General features: G+C 62.9%; 17 protein-coding genes and 1 pseudogene. 12 read left to right on the top strand and 6 right to left on the bottom strand.

The window, feature by feature from the left end; genetic code table 11:
• Positions 1-28: 28 nt before the first annotated feature.
• The 11 genes from nuoC to nuoN all read left to right on the top strand — a co-directional run bounded on the left by nuoC (position 29) and on the right by nuoN (position 13,741).
• The gene (nuoC, locus tag H7A13_04395; protein ID MCP5332580.1) at positions 29-1,807 is read left to right on the top strand and encodes an NADH-quinone oxidoreductase subunit C/D; all 1,779 of its coding nucleotides are present in this window, start codon (positions 29-31) and stop codon (positions 1,805-1,807) included.
• Positions 1,794-2,327 (top strand): NADH-quinone oxidoreductase subunit NuoE, encoded by a 534-nt coding sequence (gene nuoE, locus H7A13_04390; protein MCP5332579.1) that lies wholly within the window; start codon positions 1,794-1,796, stop codon positions 2,325-2,327. Before nuoC ends, nuoE begins: the two co-directional genes overlap by 14 nt.
• 8 nt (positions 2,328-2,335) lie before the next feature.
• Complete coding sequence (gene nuoF / locus H7A13_04385) at positions 2,336-3,631, top strand: NADH-quinone oxidoreductase subunit NuoF (protein MCP5332578.1); 1,296 nt, start codon at positions 2,336-2,338, stop codon at positions 3,629-3,631.
• A gap of 48 nt (positions 3,632-3,679) precedes the next feature.
• Positions 3,680-6,421, top strand: a complete 2,742-nt coding sequence (nuoG, locus tag H7A13_04380; GenBank protein ID MCP5332577.1) for an NADH-quinone oxidoreductase subunit NuoG — start codon at positions 3,680-3,682, stop codon at positions 6,419-6,421.
• Positions 6,418-7,410, top strand: a complete 993-nt coding sequence (gene nuoH, locus H7A13_04375) for an NADH-quinone oxidoreductase subunit NuoH (GenBank protein MCP5332576.1) — start codon at positions 6,418-6,420, stop codon at positions 7,408-7,410. The genes nuoG and nuoH overlap by 4 nt, the downstream gene beginning before the upstream one ends.
• Positions 7,411-7,420: 10 nt before the next feature.
• The gene (gene nuoI / locus H7A13_04370) at positions 7,421-7,960 is read left to right on the top strand and encodes an NADH-quinone oxidoreductase subunit NuoI (GenBank protein MCP5332575.1); all 540 of its coding nucleotides are present in this window, start codon (positions 7,421-7,423) and stop codon (positions 7,958-7,960) included.
• 38 nt (positions 7,961-7,998) lie between these two features.
• Positions 7,999-8,505 carry an NADH-quinone oxidoreductase subunit J gene (gene nuoJ, locus H7A13_04365; protein MCP5332574.1) on the top strand — a complete coding sequence of 169 codons (507 nt, stop codon included), beginning with the start codon at positions 7,999-8,001 and terminating at the stop codon, positions 8,503-8,505.
• A 72-nt stretch (positions 8,506-8,577) separates the two neighbouring features.
• Positions 8,578-8,886, top strand: a complete 309-nt coding sequence (gene nuoK, locus H7A13_04360) for an NADH-quinone oxidoreductase subunit NuoK (protein MCP5332573.1) — start codon at positions 8,578-8,580, stop codon at positions 8,884-8,886.
• Positions 8,883-10,730 carry an NADH-quinone oxidoreductase subunit L gene (gene nuoL / locus H7A13_04355; GenBank protein ID MCP5332572.1) on the top strand — a complete coding sequence of 616 codons (1,848 nt, stop codon included), beginning with the start codon at positions 8,883-8,885 and terminating at the stop codon, positions 10,728-10,730. The genes nuoK and nuoL overlap by 4 nt, the downstream gene beginning before the upstream one ends.
• A 21-nt stretch (positions 10,731-10,751) precedes the next feature.
• Entirely contained in the window at positions 10,752-12,284 is a 1,533-nt protein-coding gene (gene nuoM, locus H7A13_04350) for an NADH-quinone oxidoreductase subunit M (GenBank protein ID MCP5332571.1), read from the top strand.
• Complete coding sequence (nuoN, locus tag H7A13_04345) at positions 12,281-13,741, top strand: NADH-quinone oxidoreductase subunit NuoN (protein MCP5332570.1); 1,461 nt, start codon at positions 12,281-12,283, stop codon at positions 13,739-13,741. The genes nuoM and nuoN overlap by 4 nt, the downstream gene beginning before the upstream one ends.
• A 109-nt stretch (positions 13,742-13,850) precedes the next feature.
• Here nuoN and H7A13_04340 read toward each other — a convergent pair whose 3' ends face one another.
• From H7A13_04340 to H7A13_04325, 4 genes and pseudogenes are all read right to left on the bottom strand, one after another.
• Complete coding sequence (locus H7A13_04340) at positions 13,851-14,450, bottom strand: VPLPA-CTERM sorting domain-containing protein (GenBank protein MCP5332569.1); 600 nt, start codon at positions 14,448-14,450, stop codon at positions 13,851-13,853.
• A 313-nt stretch (positions 14,451-14,763) separates the two neighbouring features.
• A pseudogene (locus H7A13_04335) lies at positions 14,764-14,850 on the bottom strand (VPLPA-CTERM sorting domain-containing protein).
• Positions 14,851-15,644: 794 nt separating this feature from the next.
• On the bottom strand, positions 15,645-16,337 hold the full coding sequence (locus H7A13_04330) for an SPOR domain-containing protein (protein MCP5332568.1): 693 nt from the start codon (positions 16,335-16,337) through the stop codon (positions 15,645-15,647).
• 12 nt (positions 16,338-16,349) lie between these two features.
• Complete coding sequence (locus H7A13_04325; GenBank protein MCP5332567.1) at positions 16,350-18,107, bottom strand: arginine--tRNA ligase; 1,758 nt, start codon at positions 18,105-18,107, stop codon at positions 16,350-16,352.
• A 410-nt stretch (positions 18,108-18,517) separates the two neighbouring features.
• On the opposite strand from H7A13_04325, the gene H7A13_04320 reads away from it, so the two are divergent.
• Positions 18,518-18,781 (top strand): hypothetical protein, encoded by a 264-nt coding sequence (locus H7A13_04320; protein ID MCP5332566.1) that lies wholly within the window; start codon positions 18,518-18,520, stop codon positions 18,779-18,781.
• Between the two features lie 76 nt (positions 18,782-18,857).
• On the opposite strand, the gene H7A13_04315 is transcribed toward H7A13_04320, so the two are convergent.
• Together H7A13_04315 and H7A13_04310 are read right to left on the bottom strand one after the other, a co-directional pair.
• Positions 18,858-19,832 carry an alpha-E domain-containing protein gene (locus H7A13_04315; GenBank protein MCP5332565.1) on the bottom strand — a complete coding sequence of 325 codons (975 nt, stop codon included), beginning with the start codon at positions 19,830-19,832 and terminating at the stop codon, positions 18,858-18,860.
• A gap of 2 nt (positions 19,833-19,834) precedes the next feature.
• Positions 19,835-20,618 (bottom strand): circularly permuted type 2 ATP-grasp protein (locus tag H7A13_04310; protein MCP5332564.1); only part of this gene is annotated, 784 nt, incomplete at its 5' end.

Here is a 20,618-nt window from a genome sequence, read left to right as displayed (position 1 = left end):
TCAGGAACAGCTACCAAGTGAGCTCTCGATGAGCGACCCAGCGCTCGCCGCACAGATGGCATCCGGGGACCAGCATCAGGTGGTGCGTGCGCTGCGCGCACGCTTTGCCGATGTCGAGCTGGTTTTTCAGCCCACCCTCGATGAACTCCCCACGCTGTGGGTGCCGCGCGAGCGGCTGCTCGACCTGTTGCGCCATTTGCGGCAGCTGCCACAACCCTACGTGATGCTGTATGACCTGAGTGCGGTCGACGAGCGGCTGCGCACGCAGCGGCCCGGGCTGCCGAAGGCCGATTTTTCGGTTTTCTATCATCTGCTGTCGATCGAGCGCAACAGCGATCTGCGCATCAAGGTGGCGCTGTCGCAGGATGATCTGCGTCTGCCGAGCACCGTGTCGATCTGGCCCAATGCCAACTGGTATGAGCGTGAGGTGTGGGATCTGTTCGGCATCGAGTTCGATGGCCATCCCCATCTCGAGCGGATCATGCTGCCGCGGACCTGGAGCGGCCATCCGCTGCGCAAGGACTATCCGGCCCGCGCCACCGAGTTCGATCCCTTCATGCTCGATGCGGCCAAGCAGGATCTGGAGCAGGAGTCGCTGCGTTTCGTCCCTGAAGAGTGGGGGATGAAGCGCCATTCGAGTGATGCCGACTTCATGTTCCTCAACCTGGGCCCCAACCACCCCTCGGCCCATGGTGCTTTCCGCATCGTGTTGCAGCTCGATGGCGAGGAGATCCTCGACTGCGTGCCGGACATCGGCTACCACCACCGTGGCGCCGAGAAGATGGCCGAGCGGCAGAGCTGGCACAGCTACATTCCCTACACCGACCGCATCGACTATCTGGGCGGGGTGATGAACAACCTGCCCTATGTGCTGGCGGTCGAGAAGCTGGCCGGCATCGAGGTGCCGGATCGGGTCAAGACCATCCGGGTGATGATGGCGGAGTTCTTCCGCATCACCAGCCATCTGCTGTTCCTGGGCACCTATATCCAGGATGTCGGCGGCATGACGCCGATCTTCTTTATGTTCACCGACCGCATGAAGGCCTATGACGTCATCGAGGCGATCACCGGCGGGCGCATGCATCCGGCCTGGTACCGCATCGGTGGCGTGGCCCATGACCTGCCGACCGGCTGGGAGCGTTTGGTGCGGGAATTCGTCAACTGGCTGCCGAAGCGGCTCGACGAATATGAGAAGGCGGCGATGCGCAACGGCATTCTGCGTGCGCGCACCATCGGTGTGGCGCAGTATGACACCGCTGCGGCGCTGGCCTGGGGGGTGACCGGGGCTGGCCTGCGTGCCACCGGCCTTGGCTATGACCTGCGCAAGGCTCGCCCCTATTCGGGCTATGAGAATTTCGAATTCGAGGTGCCGGTGGCGGCCAATGGCGATGCCTATGACCGGGCGATGGTGCGACTCGAAGAGATGCGCCAGAGCCTGCGCATCATCAAGCAGTGTCTCGAGCAGATGCCGGCCGGCCCCTACAAGGCCGACCATCCGCTGACCTGTCCGCCGCCCAAGGAGCGCACGCTCCAGGACATCGAGACGCTGATCACCCACTTTCTGTCGGTCTCCTGGGGGCCGGTGATGCCTGCCGGCGAGTCGAGTCAGCTGATCGAGGCGACCAAGGGCATCAACAGCTACTACCTGACCAGTGACGGGGGCACCATGAGCTACCGCACGCGGATTCGCACGCCCAGTTTCCCGCACCTGCAACAAATTCCGTCGGTGATCCGCGGCAGCATGATCCCCGACCTGATCGCCTACCTGGCAAGCATTGATTTCGTGATGGCCGATGTCGACCGATAACCCCAACTCAACTTCGGCGCAGCGCCTGACCAGCGAGCGCCATCCCGGAGGCTTCGAGCTCAGCGCAGCCGAGCGGGCAGCGATCGAGCATGAGATGTCGCACTATGAAGATCCGCGCGCCGCATCGATCGGTGCGCTCAAGATCGTTCAGCAGGCGCGCGGCTGGGTGCCCGATGGCGCCATTGCCGCCATCGGTAACCTGATCGGCATCCCGGCCAGCGATGTCGAGGGGGTCGCGACCTTCTACAATCTGATCTTCCGCCAGCCGGTGGGGCGGCATGTGATCAAGCTGTGCGACAGCATCGCCTGTTTTCTGACCGGCTATGACGAGCTCAAGGCGGCGCTGACCGCCCATCTGGGCATCGATTTCGGCCAGACCACGGCCGACGACCGCTTCACCCTGCTGCCGATCTGCTGTCTGGGCAACTGCGACAAGGGGCCGACGCTGATGATCGATGATGACCTGCATGGTCCGGTCGCGCCCGGGCAGGTGGCCGCACTGTTGGAGGGTTACCCGTGAGCGGTGCGATGGCGCGCAGTGCCGAGACCCATCCGCTCACCTATCGGCTGGAGAGCGGTGAACCGGTGGTCGACCTCAAGGCGTATGAGGCGCTCGCTGGCTATGCCGCCCTGCGCAAGGCGGTGCCGGCGATGACGCCTGCCGAGGTGGCCCAGGTGGTGAAGGATGCCAACCTGCGCGGTCGGGGTGGCGCGGGCTTTCCCGCCGGCATCAAATGGGGGCTGGTGCCGATGGGCGCCGATGCGCCGGCACAGAAATATCTGGTCTGCAATGCCGATGAGATGGAACCCGGCACCTTCAAGGACCGGCTGTTGATGGAGAAACTGCCTCATCAGCTGATCGAGGGGATGATCGTTGCCGCCTATGCGATCCAGGCATCACGTGGTTACATCTTTCTGCGCGGCGAGTATGTGCTGGCCGCCGAGCGGCTCAACCGGGCAATTGCCCAGGCCATCGAGGCTGGATATCTCGGCCAGAACATTCTCGGCTCCGGCTGGAGCTTCGATCTGTTCGTCCACACCGGTGCCGGCCGTTACATCTGCGGTGAAGAGACTGCGCTGATCAACTCGCTTGAGGGTCGGCGCGCCAACCCGCGTTCCAAGCCACCCTTTCCGCAAATCGCCGGTTTGTGGGGCAAGCCGACCGTGGTCAACAATTGCGAGACGCTCAACAATGTCGCCCCGATCGTGCTGCATGGGGCCGACTGGTTCAAGGGGCTGTCGCAGGGCAAGAGTCCGGATGGCGGTACCAAGTTGTATGGCGCTTCTGGCCGGGTGAAGCGGACTGGGGTCTGGGAGTTGCCGATCGGCACCACGGCGCGGGAGATTCTCGAACAGCACGCCGGTGGCATGCAGGATGGCCTGGCGCTGAAGGCTTGGCTGCCCGGCGGGGCCTCGACCGACTTCCTGCTGCCCAGTCACCTCGATCTTGCGATGGATTTCGACACCATCATGAAGGCCGGTAGCCGCATGGGCACCGGGCTGATCATGGCGATCGATGATCGGCAGAGCATGGTCTCGGTGGTGCGCAATCTGGAGATCTTCTTCGCCCGCGAATCCTGCGGCTGGTGCAGCCCCTGTCGCGATGGCCTGCCTTGGACGGTCAAGATCCTCTCTGCCCTCGAGCGTGGCGAGGGTCAGGCCGGCGAGATCGAGATTCTGGAGCAGATCGCCCGTCAACTGGGTCCGGGCAAGACCTTCTGTGCCCACGCGCCGGGAGCGGTGGAGCCGTTGCAGAGTGCAATCAAATTTTTTCGCGAAGAGTTCGAGCGCGGCATCGCGGCGCCAGAGGCCGAGCGGGCCTGATGGCGTGACGATGCGGCCACTTTTCGACAGGGCTGGATAGAGAGACGCATGGCAACGATTCATGTAGATGGCAAAGAGTACGAGGTCGATGGCGCCGACAACCTGTTGAGCGCCTGTCTCTCGCTGGGCCTCAATGTGCCCTATTTCTGCTGGCATCCGGCGCTCGGCAGCGTGGGCGCCTGCCGCCAGTGCGCGGTGAAGCAGTATGCCAATGCCGATGACAGCCGCGGCCGGCTGGTGATGTCCTGCATGACCCCGGCGGCCGACAACAGCTACATCTCGATCGATGACGAAGAGGCCAGGCAGTTTCGCGCCAGCGTCATCGAGTGGCTGATGATCAACCATCCGCATGACTGTCCGGTCTGCGAAGAGGGCGGCAACTGCCACCTGCAGGACATGACGGTGATGACGGGCCATGACCGGCGCCGCTACCGTTTCACCAAGCGCACGCACCCGAACCAGGAGCTTGGCCCCTTCATCGGTCATGAGATGAATCGCTGCATCGCCTGCTACCGCTGCGTGCGCTACTACCGCGACTATGCCGAGGGCGAGGATTTCGGTGTCTACGGCGCCCATGACAACCTCTATTTCGGCCGCCTCGAAGAGGGGGTGCTTGAGAACGAATTCTCCGGCAATCTGGTCGAGGTCTGTCCGACCGGTGTCTTCACCGACAAGACCCACTCGGCCCGTTACAACCGCAAGTGGGACATGCAGTTCGCGCCCAGCGTCTGCCAGCACTGTGCGGTGGGCTGCAACATCAGCCCCGGCGAACGCTATGGCGAGTTACGACGGGTCGAAAACCGCTACAACGGTGCGGTCAACCACTATTTTCTCTGTGACCGTGGCCGTTTCGGCCATGGTCATGTCAACAGCGCCGAACGGCCGCGCACTCCGCTGCTGCGTCAGGGCGATGCCTTGGTATCGGCCACCATCGACACCGCATTGACCACGGCCGGCGAAGCGTTGCGCCACGTGCGCAGAATCATCGGCATCGGCTCGCCGCGCGCCAGTGTGGAGGCCAACTTCGCGCTGCGTGAACTGGTCGGTGCTGACAACTTCTCGGTTGGCATGGCCGATCAGGAGTGGCGTGTCGTGCGCAAGATCCTCGACGTGCTCGGCAGCACGACGGCCGAAATTCCGACGCTGCGCGAGATGGAAGAGCGCGATGCGGTGTTCATTCTTGGCGAGGATGTGACCCAGACCGCGCCGCGCATCGCGCTGGCATTGCGTCAGGCGACCAAGGGTAAGGCGCGCGCGCTGGCCGCGGCCAAGAAGGCCTTTGTCTGGCAGGATGAGGCGATCCGCAACATTGGTCAGCAGGCGCGTCATCCGCTGATCGTCACCGGGGTGATCGAAAGCCGGCTCGACGATACTGCCAGCGAATTGCATCGCGACACGCCCGAAGCGCTGGCGCAGCTCGGTTTCGCAGTGGCGCATGCCATCGATGCCGAGGCGCCGGCGGTTGCACTTGCTCCGGAGCAGCTCGAACGGGCGCAACGGATCGCCGCCACGTTGCTGGCGGCCGAGCGGCCGCTGCTGGTTTCTGGCAGCAGTCTCGGCTGCGAAGCGCTGATCGACGCCACTGCCAACATCGCCACTGCGCTGCGCAGGCAGGGCAGGGCAGCTGCCATCACGCTGGTGGTGCCCGAGGTCAATACGCTGGGCGTGGCGATGCTGGGAGGGGTGTCGGTCGATGTCGCGCTGGCCGAACTGCAACAGGGTGCCGCCGATGGATTGATCGTGCTCGAGAACGACCTCTACCGGCGGGTCGATGCCGCGACCGTCGATGCCGCCCTTGACTCAGCGCGGATGGTGGTGACGGTCGATCACCAACTGACCGCCACCGTGGCCCGATCCCAGGTGACGCTGCCGGCCGCCAGCTTCGCCGAAGGCGACGGCACCGTGGTCAGCCAGGAGGGGCGCGCCCAGCGGTTCTTTCAGGTCTATGACCCTGGCTATTACAACCTCGCCAGCCAGCTGAAGGAGAGTTGGCGCTGGCTCGAAGGGCTGCACAGCGTGATCGGTGGTGAGCTGCCGGGCTGGGATCTGCTCGATCAGATCACCGCCGCCTGTGCCGCGAAGGTGCCGGCATTGCGCCGCATCAGCGAGGCGGCGCCCGATGCGAATTTCCGGGTCGCGGGCCGCAAGATTGCCCGCCAGCCGCTGCGTTACAGCGGCCGCACGGCGATGCGCGCCAACCTGTCGGTGCACGAGCCGCGCGCATCGCAGGATGGCGACTCGGCGCTGACCTTTTCGATGGAGGGCTATGGTGGACCGGCCGAACCCGGCGCGCTGATTCCTTTCGCCTGGGCGCCCGGCTGGAACTCCCCGCAATCCTGGACCCGATTCCAGGACGAGGTGGGTGGCCATCTGCGCGGCGGCGATGGTGGTGTGCGCCTGTTCGAAGCGTCGACGCCTCAAGTCGGGGAGTACTTCCGTGAGCAGCCTGTGCTGCCAATCTCCGCCGAGGGTCGCTTCCGCCTGCTGCCGCTTTATCACATCTTCGGCAGCGAAGAGCTCTCGATTCGGGCTCCAGCGGTCGCCAGCCGGGCGCCCCAACCCTATCTGGCCGTGGCGCAGGCCGATGCCAGCCGCCTGGGCATTGCCGAGGCGGACCAGGTCGAGGTCACCATCGGCACCCGGCTGCTGCGGCTGCCGGCGCGGGTCAGCGCGACACTGGTGGCCGGCACCGTCGGTCTGCCGGCGGGGTTGACCGGCCTGCCGCCACTGCCGGCGCTGGGCTGGAGTGAACTGAAACGGCTCGAAACGGGCAAGGTGGCGACGGCATGAACTGGCTCACCCCTGATCTGCTCACCATCACCCTTGCCGTCGTCAAGGCGGTGGTGATTCTGCTGGTGGTGGTGCTGTTCGCTGCGGTCCTGAGCTGGATCGAGCGGCGCCTGCTGGCGCTGTGGCAGGACCGCTACGGGCCCAACCGGGTCGGTCCCTTTGGCGCCTTCCAGATCGTTGCCGACATGATCAAGATGTTCTTCAAGGAGGATTGGACGCCCCACTTCGTCGACCGGCTCACCTTCGTGCTGGCGCCGGTGATCGCGATGAGTGCGTTGCTGATCGCCTTCGCGATCGTGCCGATCAGCCCCGACTGGGGGGTGGCCGATCTCGAGATCGGCATTCTGCTGTTCTTTGCGCTGGCCGGCTTGTCGGTCTATGCGGTGATGTTCGCCGGCTGGTCGAGCAACAGCAAATATTCCTTGCTGGGCGGGCTGCGCTCGGCGGCGCAGACGGTCAGCTACGAAGTGTTCATGGGGCTGTCGCTGATGGGCGTGGTGGCGCAGGCCGGCTCGTTCAACATGCGTGAGATCGTCGCAGCCCAGGAGCAGCTCTGGTTCATCGTGCCGCAGTTCTTCGGCTTTATCACCTTTGCACTGGCCGGCGTGGCCGTCGCCCACCGCAGCCCCTTCGACCTGCCCGAGGCGGAGCAGGAGCTGGCCGCCGGCTACCACACCGAGTATTCGGGTCTGAAATGGGGGATGTTCTTCGTCGGCGAGTATGTCGGCGTGGTGCTGGTCTCCGCGTTGCTGGTGACGCTCTTCTTCGGTGGCTGGCACGGTCCATTCCTGCCGCCGGCACTCTGGTTCATTCTCAAGACGCTGTTTTTTGTCATGCTGTTCATCCTGATTCGTGGTGCGTTGCCACGCCCGCGCTATGACCAGATCATGGCGGTGGGCTGGAAGGTCTGTCTGCCGCTCACATTGATCAATCTGCTGGTGACCGCTGCGGTGGTGCTCAGTCAGAGCGGCGTGAATCAGGCAGGATGAGGAGGCCGCCATGCTGATTAAACTGATCACCGGTTTTGGCAGCCAGCTGCGCAGCATGTGGATGGTGTTCGCCCACGCCTTTCGCAAGCGCGACACCATTCAATACCCGGAACAGAAGGTCTATCTGCCGCCGCGCTACCGTGGTCGCATCGTTCTGACCCGTGACCCCGATGGCGAGGAGCGCTGCGTCTCCTGTAACCTCTGTGCGGTGGCCTGTCCGGTGGGCTGCATCGCTCTGCAGAAGACCGAAACTGAGGATGGACGCTGGTATCCGGAGTTCTTTCGCATCAACTTCTCGCGCTGCATCTTCTGTGGCATGTGCGAAGAGGCCTGTCCGACCACCGCGATCCAGTTGATCCCCGATTTCGAGCTGGCCGAATACCGCCGCCAGGATCTGGTGTATGAAAAAGAGGATCTGCTGATCGCCGGCTGCGGCAAGAACCCCGATTACAACTTCTATCGGCAGGCCGGCATGGCCATTGCCGGAAAACCCAAGGGCGCGGCCAACAACGAGGCGGAGCCGATCAGTGTCAAGACGTTGCTGCCATGAATCGTGGCAGCGGCACGCAACGGGTCTGAGGAGCGACTGTGGAACTGGCTTTCTATCTCTCGGCAGCCGTCGCGCTGCTGGCCACGCTCGGCGTCATCATCGCCCGCAATCCGGTGCATGCGCTGCTCTATCTGGTGGTGTCGCTGCTGGCGGTGGCCATGATCTTTTTCGCCATCGGTGCACCCTTTGCCGGCGCGCTGGAGGTGATCGTCTATGCCGGTGCGATCATGGTGCTGTTCGTCTTCGTGGTGATGATGCTCAATCTCGGGCCCAGCGTCACCGAACAGGAGCGCCTCTGGACCCAGCCGCGCCTCTGGATCGGGCCGAGTCTTCTGAGTGCGCTGCTGCTGGCTGGATTGCTGAGGGTGATTCTGGCCGATGCCAGCCAGTTGGCCGGTCTGGAGAGCGTGGGGGCCAAGCAGGTGGGCATTGCACTGTTCGGGCCCTACCTGCTGGCGGTGGAGTTGGCCTCGCTGTTGCTGCTGGGCGCCCTGGTGGCGGCCTACCATCTGGGGCACATCGAGAGCGATAAAGACAAAAAATAGATTCGGGTTGGTCGGTGGCTGCCGGCTGAAACCGGCACGGAGCGTGGCTGACGAGTCGTGGAGAGTGTTGCAATGACAGGAATACCGATGGCGCATGGTCTGGCTTTGTCCGCCATGCTCTTCACCCTCGGATTGGCCGGCCTGATGGTGCGGCGCAATCTGCTGTTCATGTTGATGTGTATCGAAGTCATGATGAACGCCGCTGCGCTCGCCTTCGTGATGGCGGGGTCGCACTGGCTCCAGCCGGATGGACAGATCATGTTCATCCTGATCCTGACCCTGGCCGCTGCCGAGGCCTCCATTGGGCTGGCGGTGCTGATTCAGCTCTACCATCGCCACCACACGCTCGATATCGACGTTGCCAGCGAGATGCACGGATGAACCTGTTGTTCCTGACCATTCTTTTTCCGCTGCTCGGCTATCTGCTGCTGGCATTCAGCCGTGGCCGCTGGTCCGAGCGTCAGGTGGCGCTGGTCGGCGTGGGTTCGGTCGCATTCGCGGCCGGGGTGGCCGGTTGGGTGGGCGTCGAGTTTCTGCAACAGCCGCGTGGCGTGATTGGCTACACGCAGTTGCTGTGGAACTGGATCGAAGCGGGCAACTTCAAGTCGGACTTCACGTTGCGGCTCGATGGCCTGTCGCTGACCATGCTCGGCGTGGTCAGCGGGGTCGGTTTTCTGATCCATCTGTTCGCCTCCTGGTACATGCGCGGTGAAGAGGGCTACTCGCGCTTCTTCGCCTACATGAACCTGTTCGTGGCCAGCATGCTCTGTCTGGTGCTGGGCGACAACCTGCTGCTGCTCTATCTCGGCTGGGAAGGGGTCGGCCTTTGCAGCTACCTGTTGATTGGCTTCTACTACAAGGAGTCGGCCAATGGCGCGGCAGCGCAGAAGGCCTTCATCGTCACCCGTGTCGGCGATGTCTTCATGGCCATTGCGCTCTTCGCGCTCTATGTGCAGTTCGGCACCCTGGACATCCAGACCCTGCTGGCCCAGGCGCCGCAGGTGTGGCAGAGCGGCGGCGCCGCGCCGACGCTGGTGGCGCTGCTGCTGCTGGGTGGCGCAGTCGGCAAGTCGGCACAGTTGCCGTTGCAGACCTGGCTTGCCGACGCCATGGCCGGGCCGACACCGGTCTCGGCGCTGATTCACGCTGCCACCATGGTGACGGCCGGTGTCTACCTGATTGCCCGCACCCATGGGTTGTTCCTGCTGGCGCCACAGGTGCTCGAACTGGTGGCGCTGGTCGGCACGCTGACACTGCTGCTGGCGGGCTGCGCGGCCCTGGTGCAAACCGACATCAAGCGGATCCTGGCCTATTCGACGATGAGCCAGATCGGCTACATGTTCCTGGCGCTGGGGGTTGGCGCCTGGAATGCCGCCATCTTCCACTTGATGACCCATGCTTTTTTCAAGGCACTGCTGTTTCTGTCGGCCGGTGCGGTGATCATCGCCTGTCACCATGAGCAGAACATCTTCAAGATGGGTGGCCTGCGCAAGAAGTTGCCACTGGTCTACGCCGCCTTTCTGGTGGGTGGCTCGGCGCTGGCGGCACTGCCGTTGCTGACCGCCGGCTTCTACAGCAAGGATGCGATTCTGTGGGGTGCGCTGGCATCGGGGCATGATCTGCTGGTCGTCGCGGGGCTGGTGGGTGCCTTTCTCACCTCGCTCTACACCTTCAGGCTGATCTTCATCGTCTTCCATGGCGAGAGTCAGTGCGATGCCCATGCCGGTCATGGCTTGGCCCATGGCCTGCCGCTGCTGTTTCTGCTGCTGCTCTCCACCTTGGTCGGAGCCTGGATCACGCCGCCGCTGACGGCAGTTCTGCCCACCGATCCCGGTGCGGCCGGTGGCGAAGCGAAGCATCTGCTGGAGTGGATCTCCGGCGGCGTGGCGGTGGCCGGCATTGCCATGGCGGCGCTGCTGTTTCTCGGCAAGCGGCAGTTCGTTGACCGCGTCGCCACCGCCGGACCGGGACGATTGATCGGCCAACTCTGGCTGAATGCCTGGGGCTTCGATTGGCTCTACAACAGGCTGTTCGTCAAACCCTATGTCTGGCTGGCCCACCTGCATCGCAATGATCCGGTCGATCAGGCCATCCTTGTCATCCCATTTCTGGCGCGCACCGGCCATGATGCACTCAGTCGGGTCCAGAATGGCAGGTTGCGCTGGTATGTGGCCTCCATCGGTCTGGGCGCGGTGCTGGTGGTCGCGCTTCTGCTGCTCGGTTAACCAACAGGAACTTCATCGGCAATGATTCTGGTCTGGCTCTTTCTGATTCCCACCCTGGGCGGCTTGCTCGCCTGGGGCGGCGAGCGTTACGGTTCGGGCATCCCGCGCTGGGTCTCGCTGCTGTCGATCACGTCGGTCTTCGTGCTCTCGCTGCTGCTGTGGCAACAGGGTGACTACAGCCTTGGACAGGGCGTCTCCGCGCAGCCGCAGTGGCAGTTGGAGTTTCAGGCACCCTGGATCAGCCGCTTCGGCATCTCGTTTCATTTCGCGCTGGATGGGCTGTCGCTGGTGATGGTGATGCTGACCGCCTTCATCGGCATCCTGTCGGTGGTCTGCTCGTGGCGGGAGATCAACCGCCATGTCGGCTTCTTCCACTTCAACCTGCTGCTGCTGCTGAGTGGCGTGATCGGTGTCTTTCTGGCCATTGACCTGTTTCTGTTCTTCTTTTTCTGGGAGATGATGCTGATCCCGATGTACTTCCTGATCTCGTTGTGGGGACACAAGGGGGCCAAGGGCTCATCCCGGATCCAGGCGGCGATCAAGTTCTTCATCTTCACCCAGGCGGGCGGTCTGCTGATGCTGCTGGCGATCCTCGGGCTGGTGCTGACCCACTACTCGGTCAGCGGGGAGCTGAGTTTCGATTACGAGGTGCTGCGTCACGCCATCCTGGCGCCCGAGCTTGAATATGCGCTGATGCTGGGCTTCTTCATGGCCTTTGCCGTCAAGCTGCCGATCGTGCCGCTGCACTCCTGGCTGCCCGATGCCCACTCGCAGGCGCCAACCGCCGGCAGCGTCGATCTGGCCGGGCTGTTGCTGAAGACCGCCGCCTACGGCCTGTTGCGGTTCGTGCTGCCGATGTTCCCGAATGCCAGCCATGAGTTTGCGCCGATCGCCATCGGCTTGGCGCTGGTCGGCATCATCTATGGCGCCGTGCTGGCCTTCAGCCAGCATGACATCAAGCGGATGGTCGCCTACACCAGCATCTCGCATATGGGCTTCGTGCTGATTGGCATCTACGCCGGCAGCACGGTGTCGCTGCAAGGAGTGGTGGTGCAGATGGTGGCACATGGGCTGTCGGCGGCTGCGCTCTTCATCCTCTGCGGCATGCTCTATGAGCGGTTGCACACCCGCGATCTGCGGCAGATGGGCGGACTCTGGTCGCGGCTGCCGCTGCTGCCGGCGGTGGCGCTGTTTTTCGCGGCGGCATCGCTCGGCATTCCCGGCACCGGTAATTTCATTGGCGAATTCCTGATCCTGCTGGGTTCCTACCAGGCTGCGCCCTACGCGGTGATGGCGGCCACGGGTGGTTTGGTGCTGGCGTCGATCTACTCGCTGCGGCTGGTGCAGCGTGCCTTTTTTGGTCCAGCCCAATCTTCGGAGCCGATCGAGGCGGCCACCGGTCGCGAAACCGTCATGCTGCTGGGATTGGTGGTGCTGACGCTCTGGATCGGTTTCTACCCGCAACCCCTGCTGAACACATCGGCGGCCGCCATCGGTCAGGTTCAGCAGATCTATGCCGCCGCCATTCAAGCTGCCGAGGCCGCTGCGCCATGACCATTGCCTTGACCGATCTGCTGCCGCTCGCGCCGGTTCTGATCACCTCGGCCACAGCCATCGCGGTGATGTTGACCGTTGCCTTTCGCCGGAATCATTTCTGGAATGCCACCCTGACGGTCGTCGGGCTGAATTTGGCGCTCCTCGTGCTGCTGTGGGGGCTGTGGCAGGGTCATCTGGCCAATGTGACCGAACTGCTGGTGGTCGATGCCTATGCGGCGTTCTTCATGGTGCTGATCCTGATCGCGACCCTCGGTTGCGCCACCTTGGCCCATGTCTATCTGAACGGCTATCACGGCAACCGCGAAGAGTTCTACATGCTGCTGCTGATTGCCGCCACCGGTGGCATGGTGCTGGTGGCCAGCAACCATCTGGCCGCACTGTTCATCGGTCTGGAACTGCTGTCGGTGCCGCTCTATGGCATGGTCGCCTACACCCGTAACCAGCGCCATTCGCTGGAGGCGGGCATCAAATACCTGGTTCTGTCGGCCGCCGGCTCGGCCTTCATCCTGTTCGGCATGGCGCTGATCTACGCCAAGAGCGGTGCACTGTCGTTCCAGGGCATCAGTGCCTACCTGTCGCCCGAGGCGATTCTTGAGCCGCTGATGCTGATCGGTACCGGCCTGATGGTGGTGGGGCTGGGCTTCAAGCTCTCTTTCGTGCCCTTTCATCTGTGGACGCCCGATGTCTATGAGGGTGCGCCCGCGCCGGTCGGCGCCTTTCTGGCCACCGTCAGCAAGATTGCGGTGTTCGCGGTCTTCTTCCGCTTTCTCTCGGTGACGCCCGCCAGCGGCAGCGAGGCCTTCTACATGTTGCTGCAGGTCATCGCAGTGCTGTCGATCCTGTTCGGCAACCTGTTGGCGCTGAATCAGGCCAACCTCAAGCGGATGCTTGGCTACTCGTCGATCGCCCACTTCGGCTACCTGCTGGTTGCCGTGCTGGCGGGGCATGCCATCAGTCTGGAGGCGGTGCTGGTCTATCTGCTCACCTATGTGCTGGCCACCATGACGGCCTTTGGCGTGGTGGCGCTGATGTCGCGGGCCGAGAAGGAGCGCGATGCCGACATGCTGGCTGACTACCGCGGACTGTTCTGGCAACGGCCTTATCTCGCCGCCGTGCTCACCATTGCGCTGCTGTCACTGGCGGGCATTCCGCTGACGGCCGGTTTCATCGGCAAGTTCTATGTCTTCACCGCCGGCGCCAACGCCCAGTTGTGGGGACTGCTGGGGGTGGTGGTGGTCGGCAGTGCGCTGAGCGTCTTCTACTACCTGAAGGCGATGGCGGCACTCTACATGGCCAAGCCGGGCATGCGCCGCTACGAGCCGAAGTTCGACTGGGGGCAGCGCGCCGGCGGCATCATGGTGTCGATTCTGTTCGCGCTGACCGTGGTGGTCGGCATCTATCCCGAGCCGCTGCTCGATTTGATCCAGATCTTCATTCTCTCCAGCGCGGTCTGAGACGCCAGCGGCGCTCGATGAAAGGGGTGGCGTCTCGGACGCCACCCCTTTCATTTTCCAGATCCATCTGATTGGGGATCAGCTTGGTGAGGCGCAGCGAACAGTTGATTCAATCGTTACGGCGGCGCACCAGGCTCAGAGCTGCCAGACCAGTGCCGAGCAGCCAGGCGGGGGCTGGAACCGGCACCGTGGTCGAGCCAGCGACGAAGGCGCTGGTTTGCCCTTCCAGGGTGGCAAAACCCGCAATGTGCGCGGCGAAGTAGTAGCCTTTGGTTGAGGCATCAGCGAAGCTGTCCAGCGTCAACCCGGCATCGTGCAGGCTGAAGATCAGCGGATCCTGACGCGCGTTGCCTTTCCCGCTGACGACGAAGTCAAAGGTTCCGAATTCGCTGAGGTTCTTCGGCCCGCTGGACTCCCAATCGGTGGGCAGATTCCATGTTACGCCCGTTGCCATGCTGCCGTTCACGTTGAAGCCAAACTCCTGCACGCCGAAATTGCTGTCGGGTGTGAAGACTCCAAGCGGCTTGACGGTGAAGGTGAGGGTGTTTGCGGCATCGTCGTCGATGGTGACCTTGGCATAGGGCACGCCATCGGTCAGTTCATTCGACTGATCCAGCAGATAGCTGACCGAGGCAGCCTGCGCGCTTGCCGCGAGCAGGGAGGCGAAACAGAGTGAGACCATTCCGGCCTGTTCGATGGTTTTGCTCATTGCATTGCTCCTGATACTTCAAGTTCAGCGGGCAACCAAAGGGGCAGGACCGCCTTTGGATCAGGACGGGATTGCAAGCACTCCTGTCACACCCATGGCCAGCAATGAAAGCGCCAATTATTTTTTATTTTTTTAAATCAATAATATGGATAAATGAAGCGAAAACATGCAACTGGAATGATGCGAACCGGCACGCAATATCGATATTTTGGGGTGCACGGGCAGAAGTCCTGCCTCTTTGTCGATCACGCTGTTGCATGGTGGATCCTCAGGCAGATTGCTCTGCCTGAGGACATCCCAAGCGCCCGAACTCTCAGGCGCCGCGGCGGCGCACCAGGCCCAGGGCAGCCAAGCCAGTACCGAACAGCCAGGCTGCGGCCGGAACCGGAACCGGAGCCACCGTCGAGCCCCCGACCCAGGTGCTTTGTCCAGTCACCACGGGGGCAGTAAAGCCCGCGATGTGCGCGGCAAAGTAATAGCCTTCGGTCGTCGAACCCTCGGCGAAGCTGTTCACCGTCAGGCCGGAATTTTTCAGGCTGAAGACCAGTGGATCCTGGCGGACACCTTGACCCGCTTTCTTGACCTCGACCTCAAAGTTGCCGAATGTGCTCATGGTTTGAGACCCGCTTTGTGACCAGTTGCTGGGCAGAGTCCACGTCGTGCCCGGGGCAATGCTGCCGATCACGTTGAAACCGAACTGCTGCACACCGTAGTTCGATCCGGGCGCCAGTTCGGCATGGTTCGGCGTGACGGTGAACTGGATGGTGTCGGACGTGCCAAGGTCGTCGATGGTGACCGTGGCATATGGGGCATCGGGCAGCGAATTCGATTCGTTCAGCAGATAGCTGACCGAGGCAGCCTGTGCGCTCAGCGCGAGCAGCGAAGCGGCGCAGAGCGAGGCCAGGCTGGTCTGTTTGATGGCGGTTTTGATCATTGCACAACTCCTGAGACTTCGATTGAAGGGGATGGGAGAGGAATCACTTCTCTCCTAAAAATTTAAAGCAATGATTGGTCCAATTATTTTTTTATCTTTAAAATCATATTATTAAAAATATATCAAAAAAGTATTAGCACTAAAAACATTCTTTTTGTAAAAAAAATGGACAATTTCTCTCTGGCGGGGAACGGTGTCGAGTCTTTCGGGAAGGGGAGAGTGATCCGGGGTCGGCGTCATGCGCGCCGGGAGGTGTGCAGTCAGCGCAGCTTCAGCACGATGCTCTCGATCTGCTGCTGGCTCATGCTGCGGCGGGCGGTGTTGAGCTGCTCCTGCGATGAGAATGGGCCGACCTGAACCCGGTGCCAGGTCTGTCCGTCGCGCGGAATCTTCTGGACTGACGCCTGCAGGCCGAGCAGCAGCAACTGGGCGCGGAGCCGGTCGGCCTCTTCGGGCTGGGTGAAGGAGCCGACCTGCAGCAGATAGCGCTCCTTGCCGGTTTCGCTGGCCACGGGTTTGGGGCTCTCCGCAGTTTTGTCGCTGGTTGGCGGTTTGCCGGGAGGCGTGGCGCTTGCGACGGCGGGTGCCGTTCTGGCGGGTTCGGTGGGCGTGACCGGCGTACTCGCGGTGGGCGGGTTTTTGCTGCCTGCCAGCACCGGATCATCTTCCGAGACCCTGACCTCCTGATCATGCAGCACAGTGTAGAAATCGAAGCGCGGTTTGGCGGGGCCGTTGTGGCTCTTTGCCGCTGGTGCGGTTGCGGCATCACCCGGTATGCCGGGTGCGGTGATGGCTGCCGGGCCGACCGGCCAGAGCGACAGGCCCACCAGCAGCGAAGCCAGCGCGCCGCTGACCACGCCGCTGCCATACCAGATCAGCGCCGATTTGCGTGAATCAGCGGCCGATTGGCGGCGTCGGGTGGCGTGGGTTTGCGGTTTTTTGGCGGCAGGCATGGCGATTCCGCGCTACATGGTACTGGGGGCTGCTACACCGAGCAGTCCCAGACCGTTGGCGATGACCTGCTGCACGGCGCGGCAGAGGGCGATGCGGGCGGTGCGCAGGACGCGCTCTTCGACCAGCACCCGATGGCCGTTGTAGTAGATGTGAAAGTGGCTGGCCAGGTCGCGCAGGTAGTGGGCGAGCAGGTGGGGATCACACTGGAGCGCGGCCTGTTCGATCACCTCTGGATAGCGCGCAAGCTCGGCAACCAGCTGCTGTTCTCGCGTTTCACTCAGCAGCGTCAACTGTTCGGCGGTGGCGATATCGTCGCAGGCCTCGCCCTGTTCGGCCAGTTTGCGCACCATGCTGGCGATGCGGGCGTGGGCGTACTGGATGTAGTAGACCGGGTTGTCCTTGCTCTGTGACTTGGCCAGATCGAGGTCGAAATCCATGTGCTGGTCCGACTTGCGCGTCACATAGAAGAAGCGCGCCGCATCGTTGCCGACCTCGCTGCGCAGCTCGCGCAGGGTGGTGAAAGAGCCGCTGCGGGTCGACATCTGCACTCGCTCGCTGCCGCGATAGAGAATCACGAACTGCACCAGTTGCACGGTGAGCCGGTCGGGGTCATGACCGAGGCCGGCGATCGCGGCCTTCACCCGGGCGATGTAGCCGTGGTGGTCGGAGCCCCAGACATTGACGATGCGGTCGAAGCCGCGCTGAAACTTGTTGTGGTGGTAGGCGATGTCGGAGGCGAAATAGGTGTGGACGCCATTCTCGCGGCGGACCACCCGATCCTTGTCATCACCGAACCGGGTGGAGCGGAACCAGAGCGCGCCCTCGGCTTCGTAGAGCAGCCCCTGACGCTGCAGCAGCGCCAGCGCGGCCTCCACCTCGCCATTTTCGGTCAGGCTGCGCTCGGAGAACCACTGGTCATGGTGGACGCCGAACTCGGCCAGGTCGGCGGCGATTTCACGCTGGATGTGGGTCAGTCCAAAATCGAACAGCCGGCCATAGTCAGCACCGAGCAGCTGTTTGGCGCGCTCGATCAGTGCATCGACATGCGCCTCCTTGTCGCCACCGGCCGGTTCGTCGGGCGGCAGGCCATCGAACAGGGCCGCTGCTCGCTGGTACCAGCCATTGCCGACCTCGGCTTGCAGCAACCGGGCGATGTCGATGACGTAGTCACCCCGATAGCCGTTGCTGGGAAAGGGGATGGCTTCACCCAGCAGCTCCAGATAGCGCAGCCAGAGACTGATGGAGAGGATGTCCATCTGTCGGCCGGCATCGTTGAGATAGTACTCGCGGGTCACCTCGAAGCCGCAGGCGGCAAAGAGGCTGGCGACTGCTGCGCCATAGGCGGCGCCCCGGCCGTGGCCGACATGCAGCGGGCCATTGGGGTTGGCCGAGACGAATTCGACCTGCACCCGCTGGCCGCTGCCGAGGCTGGAGCGGCCAAACCCGGCACCCTGCGCCAGAATCTGGTCGATCACCGCATGTTGGCGGGCGGTCGCCAGGTGAAAGTTGATGAAGCCAGGGCCGGCCACTTCCACCTTCAGCAGCAGCTCACTGGGTGGCAGCGTTGCCACGATGCGGCTGGCCAGTTGGCGGGGGTTCTGCCGTGCCGCCTTGGCGAGCTCCATGGCGATGTTGCTGGCATAGTCGCCAAACTGGCGGTCGCGGGTCCGCTCCAGTTGCGGGTCGAAGGTCAGTTCGGCAGGCAGCTCGCCGAGATTCTGGAGCTGTGTGAGGGCGGTCTTAAGCAGTGCGGCGAGGGATTCTTTCATGAAGGAGCGTGAAACTGCGGAAGGTTCTCCGGCCAAAACCGGCTCGCAACGGACTGCGAAAGAGCAGCCATTATGCCAGATCGACCAGATCGGCCAAAGCGCGCGTGGCGGCGGCAGAACTCAGCTTCAGAACCCTCTGGTCGCGCGTCGCCACTGCAGTCATCCGGGCGCAATTCACCCACTGCCACGAAACGCTACGCGTCATCCGTGCCATCGCTTCGGTCTGCTCTCCTCGGCAAGCCGGCTCAGCAAAAACTGTCCAGAGTGCCAAAGGTGCTGGACCAACACCTTGAATTGACACTTTTTACTGGGCGCCTGAAAATGCGCGGCCGCTCGGGCAGCGCGGTTTCGACCGTGGCCCGCTCCACTGTTTTGATTCGTCGTCGCGCTTCTGGCGCCAGGAGGGTTTGATGTCCGTTCGTCCCGTTGTATTGGGCATGATGGCGTTGGTTCTGGCCGGTTGCATGGGCAACACCATTACCCCGAACTACAGCAGCTCGAACCCCAACCTGCAGGTGGGTGGCAAGCAGCCGGTCGATCCGGCACCGCAGATCGAGAATGCCGGCTCTTTCTGTCTCGAAGTGAAAGAGAAGTGGCATGAAGATGGCGCAACACCGGATGATCAGGCGCTGTGGGCCAAGGACACCTTGCGCAAGGTGGTTCCCTGCAAGTAGGACTTGCAGGGCAGGTTTGCCTGTCGGTACATGACGGCCGCTCTGTTCTGGAGCGGCCGTTTTTTTGGCGAGTCGCTCACTCCACGTCCAATGCATCCTGCGACTGTTCCGCGACGGTCGGATGTGGCTTGAGAAAGTAGCGCTCGGCGATTGCCTGACTCAGTTCCCCCAACCCGATCTGCAACTCGTCGATCAGCCGATGCAGTGCCTGCTGCGACAGCCGTTCGACGTCGCTGTTCTCGATGCCCTGTTCGAGTCGCAGCGCCAGCGCCAATGGCCGGTCATGGTTGGGCAGGCTGCGCAGGCTGGCCGCGACTTCGGCGAGGGCATGGCGCACGGTGCGTGGAAATTCCCGATGTTGCAGCAGAAAGCGCAGCACAGCGGTGCGACGCACCCGCACCTGCATGGCCCGCCGATAGGCCTGATAACCCGAGAGTGATTTGAGCACGCTGATCCACTGGATGGCGTTGCGGGGATGCTCCTCGGGCTGTTCGTCATCGATCAGGTTGGCCGACTGGACGTCGATGAAGCGGCTGGTCATGTCGGCGCGCTCGATGTTCTGCCCCAGGCTGACGAAGGTGTACCCGGCATCGCGGTTCATCGTGCCGACCAGGCAGCCGGTGAGGGTCTGGTTGCGCAGGATGATCTGGTTGAGGTAGTCGAACCGTCCCCGTTTGGAGAGGGCGCTGGCCTGGTTTTCTCTGGCATAGTGGTGGAGCGCGTTGATCAGCTCCCAGGCTTCGCGCGGGATGATGTCGCGGATGGTGCGGGCGTTTTCGCGCGCGTAGTAGAGGCTTGCCAGAATCGACCCCGGGTTGTCGTCGGCGGTGACCAGAAAGCGCAGCACCCGCACTTCGTCGAATTCGCTCTGGCGCTCGCTGTAGAGCGCCATGTTGCCGGTGATCTCGATCAGCGGCCGCCAGCCGGGGGCGATGCCCTTGGGCAGGTCGAGCAGCAGGTGACTGTTGACATTGATCAGCCGTGCCAGGTTCTCGGCCCGCTCCAGGTAGCGACCCATCCAGTAAAGGTTTTCGGCAACGCGCGCGAGCAGCATCAGCGGTTCTCCTCATCGACGATCCAGGTGTCCTTGCTGCCCCCACCCTGCGAGGAGTTGACCACCAGTGAGCCCTTGCGCAGTGCGACCCGGGTCAGGCCGCCCATGGTGACGAAGGTCTGGCGGCCGGAGAGGATGAACGGACGCAGGTCGACATGGCGCGGTTCGATCTTCTGATCGACCAGAGTCGGCACGGTGGAGAGGCTGAGGGTCGGCTGGGCAATGTAGTTGCGCGGGTTGTCCTGAATCAGTCTGGCGAACTGGGCCAGCTCCTTTTTGCTGGCGTGGGGGCCGATCAGCATGCCGTAGCCGCCCGATTCGTTGGCCGGTTTGATCACCAGCTCGGCCAGATGGTCGAGCACATACTCCCGGTCGCCCGGCTTCATGCAGAGCCAGGTGGGGACGTTGGGCAGCGCGATCTCCTCGCCCAGATAGTAGCGGATCACCTCGGGGACGAAGGCGTAGACCACCTTGTCGTCGGCGACACCGGCGCCCGGGGCGTTGGCGAGGGCGACATTGCCTGCCTTCCAGGCGCGCATCAGGCCGGGAACGCCGAGCAGCGATGTCGGGTTGAACGCCTCCGGATCCATGAACAGGTCGTCGATGCGGCGGTAGATCACATCGACCCGTTTCAGTCCCGCCATCGTCTGCATGTAGACGATGTCATCCTTGCCGACCACCAGGTCGCGTCCTTCGACCAGTTCGCAGCCCATCTGCTGGGCGAGGTAGGCGTGTTCGAAGTAGGCGGAGTTGTAGATGCCCGGTGTCAGCACCACCACCTGG

It is taken from the genome of Pseudomonadales bacterium, from assembly GCA_024234215.1.
Taxonomy (GTDB): Bacteria; Pseudomonadota; Gammaproteobacteria; order Pseudomonadales; family UBA5862; genus JACKOQ01.
The sequence above is the reverse complement of the archived record's forward strand: the minus strand, read 5'-3'. Positions and strand labels throughout refer to the sequence as shown.

Bases quoted from the DNA above. Each gene is read 5' to 3' on its own strand.
- H7A13_04325 (MCP5332567.1), bottom strand. From the start codon at position 18,107: ATGAAAGAATCCCTCGCCGCACTGCTTAAGACCGCCCTCACACAGCTC.
- H7A13_04330 (MCP5332568.1), bottom strand. From the start codon at position 16,337: ATGCCTGCCGCCAAAAAACCGCAAACCCACGCCACCCGACGCCGCCAA.
- nuoN (MCP5332570.1), top strand. From the start codon at position 12,281: ATGACCATTGCCTTGACCGATCTGCTGCCGCTCGCGCCGGTTCTGATC.
- nuoM (MCP5332571.1), top strand. From the start codon at position 10,752: ATGATTCTGGTCTGGCTCTTTCTGATTCCCACCCTGGGCGGCTTGCTC.
- nuoE (MCP5332579.1), top strand. From the start codon at position 1,794: ATGTCGACCGATAACCCCAACTCAACTTCGGCGCAGCGCCTGACCAGC.
- nuoK (MCP5332573.1), top strand. From the start codon at position 8,578: ATGACAGGAATACCGATGGCGCATGGTCTGGCTTTGTCCGCCATGCTC.
- nuoI (MCP5332575.1), top strand. From the start codon at position 7,421: ATGCTGATTAAACTGATCACCGGTTTTGGCAGCCAGCTGCGCAGCATG.
- nuoH (MCP5332576.1), top strand. From the start codon at position 6,418: ATGAACTGGCTCACCCCTGATCTGCTCACCATCACCCTTGCCGTCGTC.
- nuoC (MCP5332580.1), top strand. From the start codon at position 29: ATGAGCGACCCAGCGCTCGCCGCACAGATGGCATCCGGGGACCAGCAT.
- nuoF (MCP5332578.1), top strand. From the start codon at position 2,336: ATGGCGCGCAGTGCCGAGACCCATCCGCTCACCTATCGGCTGGAGAGC.
- H7A13_04320 (MCP5332566.1), top strand. From the start codon at position 18,518: ATGTCCGTTCGTCCCGTTGTATTGGGCATGATGGCGTTGGTTCTGGCC.
- nuoL (MCP5332572.1), top strand. From the start codon at position 8,883: ATGAACCTGTTGTTCCTGACCATTCTTTTTCCGCTGCTCGGCTATCTG.
- H7A13_04340 (MCP5332569.1), bottom strand. From the start codon at position 14,450: ATGAGCAAAACCATCGAACAGGCCGGAATGGTCTCACTCTGTTTCGCC.
- nuoG (MCP5332577.1), top strand. From the start codon at position 3,680: ATGGCAACGATTCATGTAGATGGCAAAGAGTACGAGGTCGATGGCGCC.